Below are 18027 nucleotides of genomic sequence, written 5' to 3'. Positions count from 1 at the left end.
CCGCGCGCGCTTTGCGGCGGCGCGGCGGGTTTTGGAGTACGTATGAAAGGTATTATTCTGGCCGGCGGTTCCGGTACGCGTCTGCATCCGATTACTCGTGGCGTGTCAAAGCAACTGCTGCCGATTTATGACAAGCCGATGATCTATTACCCTATGTCGGTGCTGATGCTGGCGGGGATCCGCGACATTTTGATCATCTCGACCCCGGAAGATCTGCCGTCCTTCGAGCGTTTACTGGGTAACGGCGAACAGTTCGGCGTCAATCTCAGCTACGCTGCGCAGCCTAAGCCGGAAGGTTTGGCGCAGGCGTTTCTGATCGGCGAGGAGTTTATCAACGGCGATTCTTGCTGCCTGGTGTTGGGAGATAATATCTTCTTCGGCCAATCTTTCAGCCCGAAATTAAAAACCGTCGCGGCCCGCACCGAAGGTGCCACCGTGTTCGGTTATCAGGTCATGGATCCTGAGCGCTTTGGCGTCGTGGAGTTTGACGACAACTTCCGTGCGCTGTCGATCGAAGAAAAACCGAAGAAACCGAAATCTGATTGGGCGGTGACCGGCCTGTACTTCTACGATAGCCAGGTGGTGGAGTTTGCCAAGCAGGTGAAACCTTCCGAGCGCGGCGAGTTGGAAATCACCAGCATCAACCAGATGTATCTGGAGCGCGGTGAACTGACCGTCGAGCTGTTGGGACGTGGTTTCGCCTGGTTGGACACCGGGACTCACGACAGCCTGCTGGAAGCCAGCAGCTTTGTGCAGACGGTAGAAAAACGCCAGGGCTTTAAAATCGCCTGTCTGGAAGAGATTGCCTGGCGTAACGGTTGGCTGGATGATAAGGAACTGAAACGCGCCGCCACTTCATTGTCCAAAACGGGCTACGGCAAGTATTTGCTGGATCTGCTGCATGCGCGTCCACGCCACTATTGAGCCTTTGTCATGGGAAAGCGAGTTTTTCGCGCTCGACAGCGCGAAACTCGGTTTTTCCTCCTCGGCTCCGGCGCTTGCCGAGGCCGATCTGGCGGCTTATAACCTGGTGCAGGCCAAAATTCCCGCGCAGCACCTCGCGTTGGCGGACGGCCTGGCTGATTTGGGATTTCGCCTGGTTGAGGGCGAAGTCGATCTGGTTCTGGCTCTTGAGAGTGATCTAGCGGTTGAACCGGGTTCCGCCGCCCAGATCTCCCGTCTGGCAACCGAGGCCGATATCCCGGCATTGCGCACCGCGGCGGCTCAGGCGTTCACCGTCAGCCGCTTTCGCACGCCCTGGTATCAACCTGATGACAGCGGCCGGTTTTATGCTTTGTGGATCGAAAAGGCCGTTCTGGGCACCTTTGATCATCAATGCTTGCTGGTGCTGGATAGCCAGGGGCAACCCGAAGGCTTTGTCAGCCTGCGTGACATTGGCGGCCAGGAAATGCGCATTGGCCTGTTGGCGGCGTTCCCCGGCGCATCCGGCCGGGGCGTGGGCGCCAGGCTGATGACGGCGGCGATCGCCGAATGTCGGCAGCAGGGGATGCAGCGCCTGCGGGTTGCGACCCAGGTGGGCAATATCGCCGCATTACGACTCTATCAACGACAGGGTGCCGTGATTGAAAGCACCGCGTACTGGTTATACAGAGGTAGACATGATTCCATTTAACGCTCCACCGGTTGTTGGCACTGAACTGGAATATATGCAGGCTGCCATGGGCAGCGGCAAATTGTGCGGCGACGGCGGTTTCACCCGCCGCTGCCAGCAGTGGATGGAACAGCGTTTCGGCAGCGCGAAAGTGTTGTTGACGCCTTCCTGCACCGCGTCGTTGGAAATGGCCGCCATTCTGCTGGATATCCAGCCGGGTGACGAAGTGATCATGCCAAGCTTTACCTTCGTTTCCACCGCCAACGCCTTTGTGCTGCGTGGCGCCAAAGTGGTGTTCGTCGACCTGCGTCCAGACACCATGAACATCGACGAAACCAAAATCGAAGCGGCGATCACCGATAAAACCCGCGCGATTGTGCCGGTGCACTATGCCGGCGTGGCCTGCGAGATGGATACCATCATGGCGCTGGCGAAGAAATATAACCTGTTCGTGGTGGAAGACGCCGCGCAGGGCGTGATGTCGACCTACAAAGGCAAGGCATTGGGCACCATTGGCCATATCGGCTGCTTCAGCTTCCATGAAACCAAAAACTACACCGCCGGCGGCGAAGGCGGCGCGACGCTGGTGAACGATCCGGCTCTGATCGATCGGGCGGAAGTCATCCGCGAAAAAGGCACCAACCGCAGCCAGTTCTTCCGTGGCCAGGTAGACAAATATACCTGGCGCGACATCGGTTCCAGCTATCTGATGTCCGACCTGCAGGCCGCCTACCTGTGGGGCCAGCTGGAAGTGGCGGAGCGCATCAACCAGCGCCGTTTGGCTCTGTGGCAGAAGTACTACGACAGCTTCCTGCCGTTGGCCCGGTCAGGCCGCATCGAACTGCCGGTAATCCCGGCCGACTGCGTGCATAACGCGCACATGTTCTATATCAAGTTGCGCGATATCGAAGAGCGCACGGCCTTTATCGACTACCTGAAGGAAGCCGAAATCATGGCGGTGTTCCACTATATCCCGCTGCATGATTGCCCGGCCGGCGAACGCTTTGGCCGCTTTGCCGGCGAAGATCGTTACACCACGCAGGAAAGCGCGCGCCTGGTGCGCTTGCCGCTGTTCTACAATATGTCTGATGTCAATCAGCGTACGGTAATCAATACCATCCTGAGTTTCTTTGCCTGATATGTCGTTGGCAAAAGCATCGATATGGACCGCCGGCTCCACGCTGATCAAAATCGGCGTGGGGCTGTTGGTGGTGAAACTGCTGGCGGTGGCGTTTGGCCCCAGCGGGGTGGGGCAGGCGGGTAACTTCCGCCAGTTGATTACCGTGCTGGGCGTGCTGTCCGGCGCGGGCATTTTTAACGGTATCACCAAATACGTGGCGGAGTACCACCAGGATCCGCAGCGTCTGCGTCTGGCGGTGGGCACCGGGTCGAGCATCGTGCTGGGCTTTTCGACCTTGCTGGCGCTGGTGTTTCTGTTCGCCGCCGAACCGATTAGCATCGGGCTGTTCGGGCATGCCGATTACGTCGATGTGGTGCGCGCCGTCGCTTTCATTCAGATGGGCATCGCCTACGCCAACCTGTTTATGGCGGTGCTGAAAGGCTATCGCGACGCGATGGGCAATGCGCTGGCGGTGATCGGCGGCAGCCTGATCGGCGTGGTGGCTTATTACCTGTGCTTCAAGCTGGGCGGTTATGAAGGCGCGCTGGCGGGGCTGGCGCTGGTGCCGGCGTTGGTGGTGCTGCCGGCCGGGCTGATGCTGTGGCGGCGCAAAACGCTGCCGTTGCGCTACCTGGCGCCGCGCTGGGACAAACTCGTGGCCGGCAACCTCAGCAAGTTCACCGTCATGGCGCTGATCACTTCGGTGACGCTGCCGGTGGCCTATGTGATGATGCGTAACCTGTTGGCCGCGCATTACGGTTGGGATGAAGTGGGGATCTGGCAGGGCGTCAGCAGCATTTCCGATGCCTATCTGCAGTTCATCACCGCCTCGTTTACCGTCTATCTGCTGCCGACGCTGTCGCGGCTGACGGACAAGGGCGCCATCTCGCGGGAGATCGTGCGCTCGTTGAAATTCGTGCTGCCGGCGGTAGCGGCGGCGAGCTTTACGGTGTGGCTGCTGCGTGATTTCGCCATCTGGCTGCTGTTTTCGGACAAATTCGTCGCCATGCGCGATCTGTTTGCCTGGCAGCTGGTGGGCGACGTGCTGAAAGTCGGGGCTTATGTGTTCGGCTATCTGGTGATCGCCAAAGCGTCGCTGCGCTTCTATATCCTGACGGAAGTCAGCCAGTTTCTGCTGCTGACGCTGTTCTCGCACTGGCTGATCCCGCTGCACGGCGCGCTGGGGGCGGCTCAGGCCTATATGGCAACCTACATCGTGTATTTCGCGCTCTGTAGCTGCGTATTTCTTATCTATCGTAGACGAGTATGACCACACTGATTCACGTTCTGGGATCCGATATCCCGCATCATAACCAGACGGTGCTGCGCTTCTTCAACGACGTGCTGGCGCCGCGTTTGCCGGCTGAGCAGACGCGGCATTTTATGGTGGCGGCCAAGGATGTGGCGGCACTGGGAGATTTCCCCGCCCTGAATATTGCGCCCTATGCGGACAAGAAAAGCCTGGCGGCGGCGGTCATCGCGCGCGCTCAGGCCGATCGCGATGCGCGCTTCTTCCTGCACGGCCAGTTCAATCCGGGGCTGTGGTTGGCGCTGCTGAGCGGCAAGATCAAGGCGCGTCAGGTCAGTTGGCATATTTGGGGCGCCGATCTGTATGAAGACGCCACCAGCTGGAAATTCCGGCTGTTCTATTTGCTGCGCCGCATTGCGCAGGGGCGGGTGGGGAACGTGTTTGCTACCCGCGGCGACGTGATCCACTACCAGCAGCGCCATGCGCGGGTGCCGGCCTCGCTGCTGTACTTCCCGACCCGCATGGATCCGGCGCTGACCGACGTTCACGTCGAGAAAAACCTGGCCGGGCCGATGACGATTCTGGTGGGTAACTCCGGCGATCGCAGCAATCGGCATATCGAAGCGCTGCAGGCGATTCATCAGCAGTTCGGCGCCGACGTGCGCGTGATCCTGCCGATGGGCTATCCGGCCAATAACGACGCCTACATCGAGCAGGTGCGCGCCGCCGGGTTGCCGCTGTTCGGCGAGAAAAACCTGCAGCTGCTCACGCAGCAGGTGGCGTTTGAGGACTACCTCAATATTCTGCGCGCCTGCGATCTCGGCTATTTCATTTTCAATCGCCAGCAGGGGATTGGCACCTTGTGCCTGCTGATTCAGTTCGGCGTGCCTTTCGTGCTCAGCCGGCAAAACCCGTTCTGGCAGGATTTGGCGGAACAGCATCTGCCGGTGCTGTTCTACGGCGATTCGCTGGACGAGGCGGTGGTGCGTGAAGCGCAGCGTCAGCTGGCGGCGGTGGATAAACAGGCGATCGCCTTCTTCAATCCGAACTATGTCGACGGTTGGCAGCAAGCCCTGGCGTTGGCGGCGGGAGAGCACTCATGACGTTGGCGCAATTCGGCGGCCTGTTCGTCGTCTATCTGGTCAGCCTGACGTTTATCCTGACGCTGACCTATCAGGAGTTTCGGCGCGTGCGCTTTAACTTCAACGTCTTCTTCTCGCTGCTGTATTTGCTGACGTTTTATTTCGGTTTTCCTTTGACCTGCCTGCTGGTGTTCCAGTTTGACGTCGAGGTGGTGCCGGTGGAGTTTCTGCTGTACGCCCTGCTGTCGGCGACGGCGTTTTACGCCATCTATTACGTTACCTACAAGACCCGGCTGCGCAAGCGCCGCACGCAGCCGCGCGCTGCGCTGTTTACCATGAACCGGGTGGAAACCCATATGACCTGGGTGCTGCTGGCGCTGGTGGCGATCGGTACCGTTGGGATCTTCTTCATGCAGAACGGCTTCCTGCTGTTCAAGCTCAATTCCTACAGCCAGATTTTCTCCAGCGACGTGTCCGGCGTGGCGCTCAAGCGGTTCTTTTACTTCTTCATTCCGGCGATGCTGGTGGTCTATTTTCTGCGGCAGGATCTGCGCGCCTGGTTCTTGTTCCTGGTGGCGACGGTGGCGTTCGGCATTCTGACCTACGTGATCGTCGGCGGCACCCGCGCCAACATCATCATCGCCTTCGCGCTGTTCCTGTTTATCGGCATCGTACGCGGCTGGATCACGCTGTGGATGCTGGCGGCGGCGGGCATATTCGGCGTGGTCGGCATGTTCTGGCTGGCGTTGAAGCGCTACAGCCTGGACGTCAGCGGCGCGGAGGCGTTTTATACCTTCCTCTACCTGACCCGCGATACCTTCTCGCCGTGGGAAAACCTGGCGCTGCTGTTGCAAAATTACGACAAGATCGATTTCCAGGGCCTGGCGCCGATCTTGCGTGATTTCTACGTCTTTATCCCTACCTGGCTCTGGCCCGGCCGGCCGGACGTGGTGCTGAACTCGGCCAACTACTTCACCTGGGAAGTGCTGAACAACCACTCCGGGCTGGCGATTTCGCCGACGCTGATCGGTTCGCTGGTGGTGATGGGCGGCGCGCTGTTTATCCCGTTCGGCGCGATTCTGGTGGGCATGATCATCAAGTGGTTCGACTGGCTGTATGAGCTGGGCAAAACCGAGCCGAACCGCTATAAGGCGGCCATTCTGCAGGGGTTCTGCTTCGGCGCGGTGTTCAACATGATCGTGTTGGCGCGGGAAGGGGTGGATTCATTCGTGTCGCGCGTGGTGTTCTTCTGCATTATTTTCGGCGCCTGTCTGGTGCTGGCGAAGTTGCTGTATTGGCTGTTCGATACCGCCGGGCTGATCAAGGCCAGAGTGACGCGCACCCGCGCGCTGGCGTCGCCGCCTCGGGTCAACGGTCTTTTGTAAGGGTAATGAGAACGATGGAAGCAAAGATTTCGGTGCCGCAGTATGAGCTGCGCGGTTTCAGCCTGTGGGGCTTTCGCGATATGGCGCACTGCATGGACTTTTTGTTCGACGGCGGCCGGGTAAAACAGGGCACGCTGGTGGCCATGAACGCGGAAAAGATCCTGAAGGCGGAAGAGGACCAGGCGCTGCATGCGTTGCTGGATGAGGCGGAGTACAAGTACGCAGACGGCATCAGCATGGTGCGCTCGATTCGCCGCAAATACCCGGCGGCGGACGTTTCGCGCGTTGCGGGCGCCGATCTGTGGGAAGCCTTGATGCAACGCGCCGGCCGTGAAGGCACGCCGGTCTTCCTGGTCGGCGGCAAGCCGGAGGTTTTGGCGGAAACCGAGCAAAAGCTGCGCAGCCAGTGGAATGTCAACCTGGTGGGCAGCCAGGACGGCTACTTCAAACCGGATCAGCGCGAGGCGCTGTTCGAGCGTATTCGTGCCAGCGGCGCCGCGATCGTGACGGTGGCGATGGGATCGCCGAAGCAGGAGATTCTGATGCGCGACTGCCGCAAGGTGCATCCGCAGGCGCTGTATATGGGCGTGGGCGGCACCTACGACGTCTTTACCGGCCATGTGAAGCGTGCGCCCAAGGTGTGGCAGAACCTCGGTCTGGAATGGCTCTACCGCCTGCTCAGCCAACCCAGCCGCATCGGCCGGCAGTTGAAGCTGTTGAAGTTTGTCGGCTACTACTACAGCGGCAAGATGTAACCCCTCATCCGGGGCGGAAAGTGCTGTTCCGCTCCGGTCTGCTGTACCAATAATCTGCTTTTGCGCGTTTCTCCCGCATATCTATAACCCTCGGCCCTAAACGTCGTCGCATTTATTCCATAAAGTTTTAAATTGCGGTTTGCTTATAGCGGCGAAATGCGAAACGATACCGCCCGGAAATTATCCCTGGCCGCTGAAGCTTGATGCGACAGCGCTGAACGATGTCCTTCTCACGGTCACTTCGCTCCGACTACCCGTTGATGCCAATCCGATCGGCAGGGGATGATTTATTCTTTTAATAATGACAATAACGACCGGCAGCGGCCGGCAGGCAAACACGACCCGAGAAAAATTATTGAGGATTTATGGCACACAAAGAGAAACCGCAAGGGCTACACCGGGGCCTTGAGGCCCGGCATATCGAGCTTATCGCTCTGGGGGGCACCATCGGTGTCGGCCTGTTTATGGGCTCGGCCAGTACGCTGAAATGGGCGGGGCCGTCGGTGCTGCTGGCTTACATTATCGCCGGGCTGTTCGTGTTCTTCATTATGCGTTCGATGGGGGAAATGTTGTTCCTCGAGCCGGTCGCCGGGTCGTTTGCCGTTTACGCGCATAAGTACATGAATCCCTACTTCGGTTATCTGACCGCCTGGGGCTACTGGTTTATGTGGATTGCCGTCGGCATTTCTGAAATCACCGCCATCGGGGTGTATGTGCAGTTCTGGTTCCCGGAAATACCGCAGTGGGTGCCGGCGCTGATCGCCGTAGCGATGGTCGCGTTGGCCAACCTGGCGGCGGTGCGCCTGTACGGTGAGCTGGAGTTCTGGTTTGCCATGATCAAGGTCACCACCATCATCGTGATGATTCTGGTGGGGCTGGGGGTGATCTTCTTCGGCTTCGGCAACGGCGGTGAACCTATCGGTTTCGCCAATTTGACGGCGCACGGCGGTTTCTTTGCCGGCGGCTGGAAAGGCTTCCTGTTTGCGCTGTGCATCGTGGTGGCGTCCTATCAGGGGGTTGAACTGGTGGGCATCACCGCCGGGGAAGCCAAGAACCCGCAGGTGACGCTGAAACGCGCGATCAACAATATCCTGTGGCGCATCCTGATCTTCTATGTCGGTGCGATCTTCGTCATTGTCACCATCTTCCCGTGGAACGGCATCGGCACCACCGGCAGCCCGTTCGTGCTGACCTTCGCCAAGATCGGCATCGTTGCTGCCGCCGGCATCATCAACTTCGTGGTGTTGACCGCCGCGCTCTCCGGCTGCAACAGCGGCATGTACAGCGGCGGCCGCATGCTGTACGCCCTGGCCAAGAACCGCCAACTGCCGGCGGCGCTCACCAAGCTTTCCGCCAGCGGTGTGCCGGTGAACTGCATCGCCGTCACCATCGGCTGCCTGTTGGTGGGCTCCGCGCTGAACTACATCATCCCGAATCCGGAGCAGGTGTTCGTTTATGTCTACAGCGCGAGCGTGCTGCCGGGCATGGTGCCGTGGTTCGTGGTGCTGATAAGCCAACTCTATTTCCGCCGCGCCCATAAGGAAGCGATCAAAAACCACAGCTTTAAGTCGATCATGTTCCCGTATGTGAACTATCTGACCATCGCTTTTCTGGTTTGCGTGCTGGTCGGCATGGGAATCAACCCGGATACGCGCGTTTCCCTGCTGGTCGGGGCGATTTTCTTAGCCGGCGTCAGCCTGTGCTACTTCGCTTTCGGCATGCACAAGAAACATCATCCGGTTGAAAATCGGGTAGAAACGCGCCAATAAACGGCGAAAAGGGGCTACGGAGTGCGCTTTTGTGCGCGGGAGTGAGCAAAGCGTAATCAAACGCAACATTTCTGCGAAAAAGCACTAGACAGGATTGGCGTAAATCCGTAGTATCCCCTCCCGCAACGGCGCTACGCGCCCGTAGCTCAGCTGGATAGAGCGCTGCCCTCCGGAGGCAGAGGTCTCAGGTTCGAATCCTGTCGGGCGCGCCATTAAGTTTGTGCGCAGGAGCTGCGGTGGTATATTACCGCGTGAGTAAGAAGTAGTAATGGTGGCTATAGCTCAGTTGGTAGAGCCCTGGATTGTGATTCCAGTTGTCGTGGGTTCGAGTCCCATTAGCCACCCCACTTCCTGACGAAGTGACGATTTAGCAGTATTTTGTGACAGTGCGAAGGTGGCGGAATTGGTAGACGCGCTAGCTTCAGGTGTTAGTGTTCTTACGGACGTGAGGGTTCAAGTCCCTCTCTTCGCACCACGCAAAATATCTGATAAATATAAGATTTATATGGACAATGGTCTGATAAATCGGGTAGTATGAGCAATACAAATCGGCGAGTAGCGCAGCTTGGTAGCGCAACTGGTTTGGGACCAGTGGGTCGGAGGTTCGAATCCTCTCTCGCCGACCACATTCGAAAAAACCGACGTAAGTCGGTTTTTTTACGCCTGCAGTTTATGAGGATGAGCACCTCCGCAGGAGGTTCGAGCCTCGCGAAGCGAGACAACGTTGCTTTAGCAACGGCCCGCAGGGCGCGCATCAAAGATGCGCGTAATCCTCTCTCGCCGACCACATTCGAAAAACCTGCTTTTTTAAAGCAGGTTTTTTTTCGTCTGTAGTTTATGAGGATGAGTACCTCCGCAGGAGGTTCGAGCCTCGCGAAGCGAGACGAAGGTAGGCCCGTGCAGCAGTGCGCGGGCTTTTTGCGTATCTAAGGATGGGCACTTTGTCTCTGTCGGCAAGCGTGTTGGTTTTTAGCGACAGCGCCATCCAGCGCTGTCGTCAGGTTGAGACAAATAATTGATTGATTTAAAAAGATAAAATGGGCTTTGGCTTAAGTCGTCGTTTTGAGGCGACATTCTTATTACGGCTGCTGGCATGGAATGCCAGAGAGTGGCATATAACAGGAAAGACAGGGTTAAATTAAAAATTAATATATTTCAATGCATTGAGACCTATTTTATATTGGGAATGGCCTCAACCTTAAAGTTGGCACGCCAAGTGCAATATCTATAGCGTAGATGCTCATTCCACCTCTTATGTTCGCCTTAGGCCTCATAAACCCTGGGAATGACGCAGAGCCGATTTAGGGTGCCTATCGCCCACGAGAACGATGACTAACCCGTCATCACGCTCAGGGCAAAACGTTGAGTGAGGCACCGCCCCTGTTGTCCTAGACCTGATTGCTTCTTTATACACTTGCCCTGCGGCAAGTGTTTTTTTTTGCGCCTCAGGATGTTAACTGGCAAAAAAAAGCGCGGCATCAAGAGCCGCGCTGTTCTTCAATCGTGCAGGGCGCTATTCGCCGCCGTTCTGTTTCAGCGTCAACATCAGTCCTTCGCGCCGCATCTGCGCCGCTTCATCCGAACGATGCAGTTTTTCCAGCGTATCGGCCAACCAGGCGTAGTCGTAGGCATCCGGGCGCTGTTTCAGCGCTTCGCGGAAGACGTCGGCCGCTTGCTGCCACTCGCCGTGTTTCATCAGCAGCTGCCCCAGCGTGCTGTTCAGCAGCGGCGTCGCGCCGTGCTGCTTCATCTGCTGGCGCAGCGCTTTCTCCAACTGCTCGGGGTTGCCGGACTTCAGCCGCGGCAGCAGCAGCACCAGGCGCTCGTCGTATTGGCGCTTCAGGCTGTCGAGCACGATCTCCTGCGCCAGTTCGTGGTCGTTGCATTCGATCAGGTGTTCCACCATCGCGATTTGCAGCGGCACTTCGTGACGCGTCTTGCGGCTCTGATCTTTCCACCAGCGCTTCAGGCCTTCGCTGCCTTCGTCCGCCATCGCCTGATTCATCAGCCCGATATAAGCCTGCTGCTGCAATGCCTGCAGTTGCTCTTCGCTGTGGAGTTCGATTTTACGCATCGACGGCAGCACTTCCAGCAGCGACGCATAGGCGCCGGTGCGCAGATAGGCTTGTTCCGCCAGGCGCAATACTTCCGGATGACGCGGCGCCTGGTTCAGCAGGCGATCGACGCCGTGGCGCGCGGCGTGGTTCTCGCCCTGTGCCAGCTGGATGCGAACCCGGGTGATATCCACCGGCAGCTGATCGGTGTCGGCCGCTTCGGCAGCGCGCTCCAGATATTGGTTGGTGCGGAAGTCATCGCCGCGTTGCTGTGCGGCCTCGGCGGCCAGCAGGTAGTTCACCACCGGCTGTTCGGCGTGATCGGCGTTGCGCGTCATCAGCTTCTCGACCTGCTTGTAGTCGCCTTCCGCCAGCTTGATCAGCGCGGCTTTGGTTTGCTGGCGCGCGCGAGTACGCTTGCGGCCGATAAACCAACCGCGCGTGCGGGCGCCGGTGCGGAAGAGACGGCGCAGGATCCACTCGATCGCCAGCAGCACCACGAACAGCAGCACCAGCATGATCGCCAGGCCGGTGACGCTGGTTTCGATATTGTAGTTGTCGGTCTGGATCAGCACATAGCCCTGATGCCCGGCCAACATCGGCCCGAGCACCACGCTGGCGATCACCACCAGGAACAGAAATAGCACGCGTAACATGGCTTAACCCTCCTGGTGAGCGGCAGGGGACTGGGTCATCAGGTTGCGCACCCGGGTCTGCATCACTTTTTCCAGCAGCGGCTGGCTTTTAAGCTGATCCGGCACGTCCATCGAGATCGACTGTTGGCTCAGGCTGTCCAGCTCTTCCAGGAAGGCCTTGGTCGCCGGATCGGTGGTGTCGAAATAGGCGCGCACCCAGGTGGAGACGGTTTCCAGCGATTGCTTGTAGGTCTCGTTCTGGTGGCGCGGGATGGCCTGTGCGGCCACCAGCAGGCGCGAACGGATGTTTTCGCGCAGGTAGATGTCCTGGTTCGGCGCCAGCAGCGGTTCGGCGCTGGCGTCGCGGCGGCGGATGGTAATGAAGTCGGCCATGAAATTGCGCCAGCTCTTGGCCAGGTTCTGCCGCCACTCGGCGAGCGAACCGGAGAGCTCGCTGCTGTTTTGATCCATCGGCGCTTCGTCGGTGTCGTTGTCCGCCAAGCGCAGGTTATCCACCTGATTGGACAGCTGATTGACCTTGAGGATGATGCCGTCGTAATCGACCTGGGTCAGCGTAGCAAGCGTGCCGATGTCTTCGGTAATGGCGCGGCGCACGTCGAGCAGGCTAGGATCGTTCATGTCCGCCAGGCTGGCGTCGGCGCTTTTCAGCAGCGCGGCGGCGCTGGTCACGTCCTGATCGCTCCACAGCTTGCGGCCGGCCATTTTCACCAGGAAATCGGCCTGCGCCAGCAGCCAGGTTTTGGCGTCGCTGCCGGAGATGGTCGCCACTTTTTCCTGCAGCTCGCTCAGTTGGCGCGCGAGGTTAGCCTGCTCGCGATCGGCGGCGTCCAGGGATTTACCCTGCTGCTGCAACAGGCCTTCCAGCGCATTTCTTTCCTGCTGCTGGCTCTGCTTCACGCCTTCAAGCTGCTGCTGCAGCGCCTGATTGGCGGCGATCAGCTGTTGCGCCTGCTGGTGCGTGTGGTAATAGCCGCCCGCACCGAGGGCGATGACCAGCACGATAGCGATCGCGCCGAGCACCGGGCCGGTGTTCTTGCCTTTGCGGCTGGCAGCGGCTGGCTGCTGGGAGCTCTCAACCGCGGTGGTTGGCTCTTCAACCGGGGCGGATGGGGTATTTTGTTCCGTCATAGTGGCACATCCCATAGTCAGATTATTGTAGCGCGCGGATCAGCGCGTCATTATCGGCGTTGTCAGCTACCCGAATCGTACGCCAGCCCAAATCCCGGGCGAGGGTAGCCAGGCGTTCGCTCACTACTACCAGGCGGCAACGCAGCAGCCATGAAGAACGATAGTAATCAGGAACTAAAGTATAGAGCTGTTGTAACATTTCACCGCTGGTCACCACCAGCGTATCCACACCGGCGCGCTGCCAGTGGGCGCTCTGCTCGCTGCCGTCGTAGTGTACCGGGCTGCGTTGATAGCATTCATAATAGCTGACGTCGGCGCCGCGCTCGCTCAGCGTCGTGCCCAGCAACTCGCGGCCGCCGTTGCCGCGCAAAATCAGCGCGCGTTTGCCCGCCAGCTTTTGCAGCGCCGGCAGCAGCAGCAGCGTTTCGCTGATCTCGCGTTCGCGCGGGTATTCCACCGGCAAACTGCTGATGCGGTGCAGCGCCAGCCCGGTGGTGCGGCCGATGGCGTAATAAGTCAGGTGCGCGGGCCAGCTCAGCCCGGCGCGGCCAATCACCGAATCGGCATAGTTCACCGAATGCTGCGACAGCACGAATACCAGATCGCCGGCGTTCAACTGCTGCAACGCCTGCGGCAGCTGCGGCAGATCGCCGCCGGGGGCGAAGTCGATCAGCGGTGCATGATAGGCAACCCGGCCGAGTGCGCGCAGCCGGCTCACTAACCGCTCTCCCGAAGGCGATGGGCGGGTTACCAGGATCGTCATGCCGGCGGATTTCCCTGATAAACTTCGCGCAGGATCTCGCGCGCGCCGCGCGCCAGCAGCTCTTCCGCCAGCTCAACGCCCATCCGTTCGGCCTCGGCGGCCGGGCCGCGGCGCTCGCCGCGCACCATCTGGCTGCCGTCCGGCGCGCCGACCAGGGCGCGCAGCCACAGGCTGTCGCCATCCAGTTCGGCATAGCTGCCGATCGGCACCTGGCAGCCGCCTTCCAGACGGGTGTTCATCGCCCGTTCGGCGCGCACGCGGGTTTCGGTGGCCGCATGGTTCAGCGGCGCCAGCAGCGCGCGGGTGACGCTGTCGTCGAGACGGCATTCAATACCGACCGCACCCTGGCCGACCGCCGGCAGGCACTCTTCGGCGCTCAGCGGGCTGCGGATGCGTTGCTCCAGCCCCAGGCGTTTCAGGCCGGCCACCGCCAGAATAATTGCGTCATAGTCGCCGTTGTCCAACTTGGCCAGGCGAGTGCCGACGTTGCCGCGCAGGTCGCGCACGATCAGATCCGGGCGGCGTTCACGCAGCTGGCACTGGCGGCGCAGGCTGGAAGTACCGACCACGCTGCCCTGCGGCAGTTGATCGAGCGAGGCGAAACGGTTGGAAACAAAAGCGTCGCGCGGATCTTCGCGTTCGCAAATGGTGGTCAAACCCAGGCCGGCGGGGAAATCGACCGGCACGTCTTTCATCGAATGCACGGCGATGTCGGCGCGGCCTTCCAGCAGCGCCAGCTCGAGTTCTTTAACAAACAGGCCTTTACCGCCGACTTTCGCCAGCGGCGTATCCAGAATAACGTCGCCGCGCGTCACCATCGGCACCAACTCGACCTGCAGGCCGGGATGGCAGGCCATCAGACGTTGCTGCACATAATGTGCTTGCCAGAGTGCAAGCGGGCTTTGTCGGGTGGCAATTCGAATAATTTTGTCTAACATGCTTGTTACCGTTTTTATATTTCGCCATCCATCCTACCACTGAGAGCCAATACTGTCAGTGCAAGAAGCCGGAGGCGGAAAAAGGACAACGGAATCAAAGGGACGTGTGATGTGCTTTGGGGCAGTTAACACTGCGGGTAAATCGTTTAGGGAAGCGCTACAATAATTGTGAAGCGTTACCTCCTTTACGGTCAATCAGCAAGGTGTTAAATTGATCACGTTTCCAGCAATAAGTCGCCAAATATTCTTCTTACACTAACGGCGCTTATGGAATACGGGTTTTTTTCTAAACACCGGGATAATCAGGCGAGACGTCTTGTACCTCTACATCGAGACATTGAAGCAGAGACTGGATGCGATCAATCAGCTACGCGTCGATCGCGCCCTGGCGGCTATGAAGCCCGCGTTTCAACGGGTATACAGTCTGCTGCCCACCTTACTGCACCACCACCACCCGCTGATGCCGGGTTACCTGAACGGTAACGTTCCCCACGGCATTTGCCTCTACACGCCTGATGAAACTCAGCAAGATTACCTGAACGATTTAGAAGACAAATGGGGCAGCCCGTTTGACAAACCGGCCAGCGGTGAACTGCCGATCACCGGCGTCTATTCGATGGGCAGCACCTCGTCTATCGGCCAAAGCTGCAGCTCGGATCTCGACATCTGGGTCTGCCACCAGTCCTGGCTGGACAACGAAGAACGCACCCGCCTGCAGCAAAAATGCAGCCTGCTTGAGAAGTGGGCCGCCTCGATGGGGGTGGAAGTCAGCTTCTTCCTGATCGACGAAAACCGCTTCCGCCATAATGAAAGCGGCAGCCTGGGCGGCGAAGACTGCGGCTCGACGCAGCATATCCTGTTGCTCGACGAATTCTACCGCACCGCGGTGCGCCTGGCCGGCAAGCGCATCCTGTGGAACATGGTGCCGGGTGAAGAAGAAGCGCACTACGATGAATACGTGCTGTCGCTGTACGCGCAGGGCGCGCTGACGCCGAACGAGTGGCTGGATCTTGGCGGCCTGAGTTCGCTGTCGGCGGAAGAGTACTTCGGCGCCAGCCTGTGGCAGCTGTACAAGAGCATCGATTCGCCTTACAAAGCGGTGCTGAAGACCCTGCTGCTGGAAGCCTATTCCTGGGAATATCCCAATACCCAACTGCTGGCGACGGACATCAAACATCGCCTGCATCAGGGCGAGATCGTCAGCTTCGGGCTCGACGCCTACTGCATGATGCTTGAGCGCGTCACCCGCTACCTGACCGACATCAACGACACCACCCGCCTCGATCTGGCCCGCCGCTGTTTCTACCTGAAAGTGTGTGAAAAGCTGTCGCTGGCCAAGGCCTGCGTCGGCTGGCGGCGCGAGATCCTCAGCCAGCTGGTCAGCGAATGGGGCTGGAGCGAAGAGCGTCTGGCGATGCTGGACAACCGCGCCAACTGGAAAATCGAACGGGTGCGCGAAGCGCATAACGAGCTGCTCGACGCGATGATGCAGAGCTACCGCAACCTGATCCGTTTCGCCCGCCGCAACAACCTCAGCGTCAGCGCCAGCCCGCAGGATATCGGCGTGCTGACCCGCAAACTGTACGCGGCGTTCGAAGCGCTGCCCGGCAAGGTGACGCTGGTGAACCCACAGATTTCGCCGGACCTGTCGGAAAACGACTTAACCTTTATTCACGTGCCGGTTGGCCGCGCCAACCGCACCGGCTGGTACCTGTATAATCAGGCGCCGGCCATGGATTCTATTGTCAGCCATCAGCCGCTGGAATATAACCGCTACCTGAACAAGCTGGTGGCCTGGGCCTATTTCAACGGCCTGCTGACGCCGCAGACCCGCTTGCACATCAAGAGCGGCAACCTGTGCGACACCGCCAAGCTGCAGGAGCTGGTGGCTGACGTTTCCCATCACTTCCCGCTGCGCCTGCCGGCGCCGACGCCGAAAGCGCTGTACAGCCCGTGCGAAATTCGCCATCTGGCGATCATCGTCAACCTGGAAAACGATCCGACCGCCGCCTTCCGCAATCAGGTGGTGCACTTCGATTTCCGCAAGCTGGACGTGTTCAGCTTCGGCCAGCAGCAGCAGTGCCTGGTCGGCAGCATCGATCTGCTGTACCGCAACTCCTGGAATGAAGTGCGCACCCTGCATTTCAGCGGCGAGCAGTCGGTGCTGGAAGCGCTGAAAACCATTCTCGGCAAAATGCACCAGGACGCCGCGCCGCCGGAGTCGGTGGAAGTGTTCTGCTACAGCCAGCACCTGCGCGGCCTGATCCGCACCCGTATCCAGCAGCTGGTGTCGGAGTGCATCGAGCTGCGCCTGTCCAGCACCCGCCTGGAGCCCGGCCGCTTCAAGGCGGTGCGCGTCGCCGGGCAGACCTGGGGGCTGTTCTTCGAGCGCCTGAGCGTATCGGTGCAAAAGCTGGAGAACGCGGTGGAGTTTTACGGCGCTATCTCCAACAACAAGCTGCACGGCCTGTCTATCAAGGTGGAAACCGATCAGGTGCATTTGCCGCCGGTGGTGGACGGCTTCGCCAGCGAGGGGATCATCCAGTTCTTCTTCGAAGACACCTCAGACGACAAGGGCTTCAACATCTATATTCTGGACGAGTCGAATCGGGTGGAGGTGTATCACCACTGCGAGGGCAGTAAAGAGGAGCTGGTGCGCGACGTCAGCCGCTTCTATTCCTCGTCGCACGATCGCTTCACCTACGGCTCCAGCTTCATCAACTTCAACCTGCCGCAGTTCTATCAGATCGTGCAGCTCGACGGGCGCACGCAGGTGATCCCGTTCCGCAGCAACGTGCTGTCCAGCCTGTGCGTGACGGTGGCCGACGGCGCCGCGCAGCCGCTGAAACAGCAGTTCCAGCTGCATTGACGCCGCAAGGGCTCGGTTGCCGAGCCCTGCTTAGCCTCAGGAAAAACGCAGTTCCTCGCCGGCCTGCGCGCTGGCCGCTTCGCTGAGCAGCTGATAAAACGGCTGCCCGCTGCGATCGCATAGCCAAGCGCCGTCGCGGTAGTTGAAGTGGTAGCCGCCGGCCTTGGTGGCGAGCCACACCTGGTGCAGCGGCTCCTGTCGGTTGATGACGATTTTGGTGCCGTTTTCGAAGCTCAGCGTCATTACGCCACCATTGGTTTCGTAATCGATATCCGCATCGCCGTCAAAATCGTCCAGTGTCTCTTCAATATTCAGCATCAGCTGGTCGGCCAACTGGTGAAACTCGCTGTCGTTCATATTCAATTCCTATTGCTTTTCATGATCCACCTGCGATTATAGAGACCTTGGACGCATGAATTACAGGCATTAATGCAAATGAAAAAACAACTACGCTATGCGCTGATGGCAGTTCTGGTTACCGGCCTCGCCGGCTGTGGTCTGAAAGGCCCGCTTTACTTCCCGCCTGCCGATCCCGCCAGCCAAAAACCGGCCAAGCCGCCGGTGCAAACGGGCGATCAGGTGCAAAAGAACCAGCAGGAGCAGTCTGGCTCTCAGCAAAAACCGTCGATGGTCGACCAGTAACACCC

General features: G+C 59.2%; 15 protein-coding genes, 4 tRNA genes and 1 other RNA gene. 15 read left to right on the top strand and 5 right to left on the bottom strand.

What is annotated here, in order from left to right:
• The first annotated feature begins 42 nt into the window (after positions 1–42).
• The 13 genes from rfbA (at position 43) to ACJ8HB_RS14530 (ending at position 9759) form a co-directional block, all read left to right on the top strand.
• Positions 43–924 (top strand): glucose-1-phosphate thymidylyltransferase RfbA, encoded by an 882-nt coding sequence (rfbA, locus tag ACJ8HB_RS14590; RefSeq protein ID WP_047569833.1) that lies wholly within the window; start codon positions 43–45, stop codon positions 922–924.
• A complete protein-coding gene (gene rffC, locus ACJ8HB_RS14585; RefSeq protein ID WP_094860109.1) occupies positions 902–1633 on the top strand; it encodes a dTDP-4-amino-4,6-dideoxy-D-galactose acyltransferase in 732 nt (243 codons plus the stop codon). The genes rfbA and rffC overlap by 23 nt, the downstream gene beginning before the upstream one ends.
• The gene (gene rffA / locus ACJ8HB_RS14580) at positions 1620–2750 is read left to right on the top strand and encodes a dTDP-4-amino-4,6-dideoxygalactose transaminase (protein ID WP_033636640.1); all 1131 of its coding nucleotides are present in this window, start codon (positions 1620–1622) and stop codon (positions 2748–2750) included. The genes rffC and rffA overlap by 14 nt, the downstream gene beginning before the upstream one ends.
• 1 nt (position 2751) lies before the next feature.
• Positions 2752–4002 carry a lipid III flippase WzxE gene (gene wzxE, locus ACJ8HB_RS14575; RefSeq protein ID WP_094860108.1) on the top strand — a complete coding sequence of 417 codons (1251 nt, stop codon included), beginning with the start codon at positions 2752–2754 and terminating at the stop codon, positions 4000–4002.
• Positions 3999–5084: a TDP-N-acetylfucosamine:lipid II N-acetylfucosaminyltransferase gene (locus ACJ8HB_RS14570; RefSeq protein ID WP_033636643.1), complete on the top strand. Its 1086-nt coding sequence runs from the start codon at positions 3999–4001 to the stop codon at positions 5082–5084. Before wzxE ends, ACJ8HB_RS14570 begins: the two co-directional genes overlap by 4 nt.
• Positions 5081–6448, top strand: coding sequence for an ECA oligosaccharide polymerase (gene wzyE / locus ACJ8HB_RS14565; protein WP_094860107.1), 1368 nt, complete (start codon positions 5081–5083; stop codon positions 6446–6448). Before ACJ8HB_RS14570 ends, wzyE begins: the two co-directional genes overlap by 4 nt.
• A gap of 14 nt (positions 6449–6462) precedes the next feature.
• Positions 6463–7203, top strand: coding sequence for a lipopolysaccharide N-acetylmannosaminouronosyltransferase (wecG, locus tag ACJ8HB_RS14560; protein WP_033636645.1), 741 nt, complete (start codon positions 6463–6465; stop codon positions 7201–7203).
• A 365-nt stretch (positions 7204–7568) separates the two neighbouring features.
• Complete coding sequence (gene thrP, locus ACJ8HB_RS14555; RefSeq protein WP_094860106.1) at positions 7569–8972, top strand: bifunctional threonine/serine APC transporter ThrP; 1404 nt, start codon at positions 7569–7571, stop codon at positions 8970–8972.
• Positions 8973–9107: 135 nt separating this feature from the next.
• Positions 9108–9184: transfer RNA gene (locus ACJ8HB_RS14550), tRNA-Arg, on the top strand.
• Positions 9185–9243: 59 nt separating this feature from the next.
• Positions 9244–9319: transfer RNA gene (locus tag ACJ8HB_RS14545), tRNA-His, on the top strand.
• 41 nt (positions 9320–9360) lie between these two features.
• Positions 9361–9447 (top strand) — tRNA-Leu (locus tag ACJ8HB_RS14540).
• A gap of 74 nt (positions 9448–9521) precedes the next feature.
• Positions 9522–9598: transfer RNA gene (locus ACJ8HB_RS14535), tRNA-Pro, on the top strand.
• Between the two features lie 32 nt (positions 9599–9630).
• A non-coding RNA gene (locus tag ACJ8HB_RS14530) (RtT sRNA) lies at positions 9631–9759 on the top strand.
• Positions 9760–10485: 726 nt separating this feature from the next.
• Here ACJ8HB_RS14530 and hemY read toward each other — a convergent pair.
• Genes hemY through hemC form a run of 4 tightly spaced genes read right to left on the bottom strand, consistent with a single transcriptional unit; the run spans position 10486 to position 14511 of the window.
• Positions 10486–11682, bottom strand: coding sequence for a protoheme IX biogenesis protein HemY (gene hemY, locus ACJ8HB_RS14525; RefSeq protein WP_033649634.1), 1197 nt, complete (start codon positions 11680–11682; stop codon positions 10486–10488).
• Positions 11683–11685: 3 nt separating this feature from the next.
• Positions 11686–12810 (bottom strand): uroporphyrinogen-III C-methyltransferase, encoded by a 1125-nt coding sequence (hemX, locus tag ACJ8HB_RS14520; protein ID WP_060424195.1) that lies wholly within the window; start codon positions 12808–12810, stop codon positions 11686–11688.
• 22 nt (positions 12811–12832) lie between these two features.
• Positions 12833–13573 (bottom strand): uroporphyrinogen-III synthase, encoded by a 741-nt coding sequence (hemD, locus tag ACJ8HB_RS14515; RefSeq protein ID WP_049195197.1) that lies wholly within the window; start codon positions 13571–13573, stop codon positions 12833–12835.
• Entirely contained in the window at positions 13570–14511 is a 942-nt protein-coding gene (gene hemC / locus ACJ8HB_RS14510; RefSeq protein ID WP_004934233.1) for a hydroxymethylbilane synthase, read from the bottom strand. The genes hemD and hemC overlap by 4 nt, the downstream gene beginning before the upstream one ends.
• Positions 14512–14827: 316 nt before the next feature.
• Here hemC and ACJ8HB_RS14505 point away from each other — a divergent pair, with 316 nt between their 5' ends.
• Positions 14828–17380 (top strand): class I adenylate cyclase, encoded by a 2553-nt coding sequence (locus tag ACJ8HB_RS14505; protein WP_019452546.1) that lies wholly within the window; start codon positions 14828–14830, stop codon positions 17378–17380.
• 36 nt (positions 17381–17416) lie between these two features.
• Here the strand turns inward: ACJ8HB_RS14505 and cyaY are convergent, their stop codons facing one another.
• Positions 17417–17737, bottom strand: coding sequence for an iron donor protein CyaY (gene cyaY / locus ACJ8HB_RS14500; RefSeq protein ID WP_033649637.1), 321 nt, complete (start codon positions 17735–17737; stop codon positions 17417–17419).
• A 78-nt stretch (positions 17738–17815) separates the two neighbouring features.
• On the opposite strand from cyaY, the gene lptM reads away from it, so the two are divergent.
• Positions 17816–18022, top strand: a complete 207-nt coding sequence (gene lptM / locus ACJ8HB_RS14495; RefSeq protein ID WP_004934241.1) for an LPS translocon maturation chaperone LptM — start codon at positions 17816–17818, stop codon at positions 18020–18022.
• The last annotated feature ends 5 nt before the right edge of the window (positions 18023–18027 follow it).

This window comes from Serratia sp. CY27727, assembly GCF_052169275.1.
In the GTDB taxonomy this organism is placed as follows: Bacteria; Pseudomonadota; Gammaproteobacteria; order Enterobacterales; family Enterobacteriaceae; genus Serratia; species Serratia sarumanii.
This window is presented reverse-complemented; position numbering and strand designations above follow the sequence as displayed.

Excerpts from the sequence above, each read along its gene's own strand:
- rfbA (WP_047569833.1), top strand. The coding sequence starts at position 43 with ATGAAAGGTATTATTCTGGCCGGCGGTTCCGGTACGCGTCTGCATCCG.
- rffC (WP_094860109.1), top strand. The coding sequence starts at position 902 with ATGCGCGTCCACGCCACTATTGAGCCTTTGTCATGGGAAAGCGAGTTT.
- rffA (WP_033636640.1), top strand. The coding sequence starts at position 1,620 with ATGATTCCATTTAACGCTCCACCGGTTGTTGGCACTGAACTGGAATAT.
- wzxE (WP_094860108.1), top strand. The coding sequence starts at position 2,752 with ATGTCGTTGGCAAAAGCATCGATATGGACCGCCGGCTCCACGCTGATC.
- ACJ8HB_RS14570 (WP_033636643.1), top strand. The coding sequence starts at position 3,999 with ATGACCACACTGATTCACGTTCTGGGATCCGATATCCCGCATCATAAC.
- wzyE (WP_094860107.1), top strand. The coding sequence starts at position 5,081 with ATGACGTTGGCGCAATTCGGCGGCCTGTTCGTCGTCTATCTGGTCAGC.
- wecG (WP_033636645.1), top strand. The coding sequence starts at position 6,463 with ATGGAAGCAAAGATTTCGGTGCCGCAGTATGAGCTGCGCGGTTTCAGC.
- thrP (WP_094860106.1), top strand. The coding sequence starts at position 7,569 with ATGGCACACAAAGAGAAACCGCAAGGGCTACACCGGGGCCTTGAGGCC.
- hemY (WP_033649634.1), bottom strand. The coding sequence starts at position 11,682 with ATGTTACGCGTGCTATTTCTGTTCCTGGTGGTGATCGCCAGCGTGGTG.
- hemX (WP_060424195.1), bottom strand. The coding sequence starts at position 12,810 with ATGACGGAACAAAATACCCCATCCGCCCCGGTTGAAGAGCCAACCACC.
- hemD (WP_049195197.1), bottom strand. The coding sequence starts at position 13,573 with ATGACGATCCTGGTAACCCGCCCATCGCCTTCGGGAGAGCGGTTAGTG.
- hemC (WP_004934233.1), bottom strand. The coding sequence starts at position 14,511 with ATGTTAGACAAAATTATTCGAATTGCCACCCGACAAAGCCCGCTTGCA.
- cyaY (WP_033649637.1), bottom strand. The coding sequence starts at position 17,737 with ATGAACGACAGCGAGTTTCACCAGTTGGCCGACCAGCTGATGCTGAAT.
- lptM (WP_004934241.1), top strand. The coding sequence starts at position 17,816 with ATGAAAAAACAACTACGCTATGCGCTGATGGCAGTTCTGGTTACCGGC.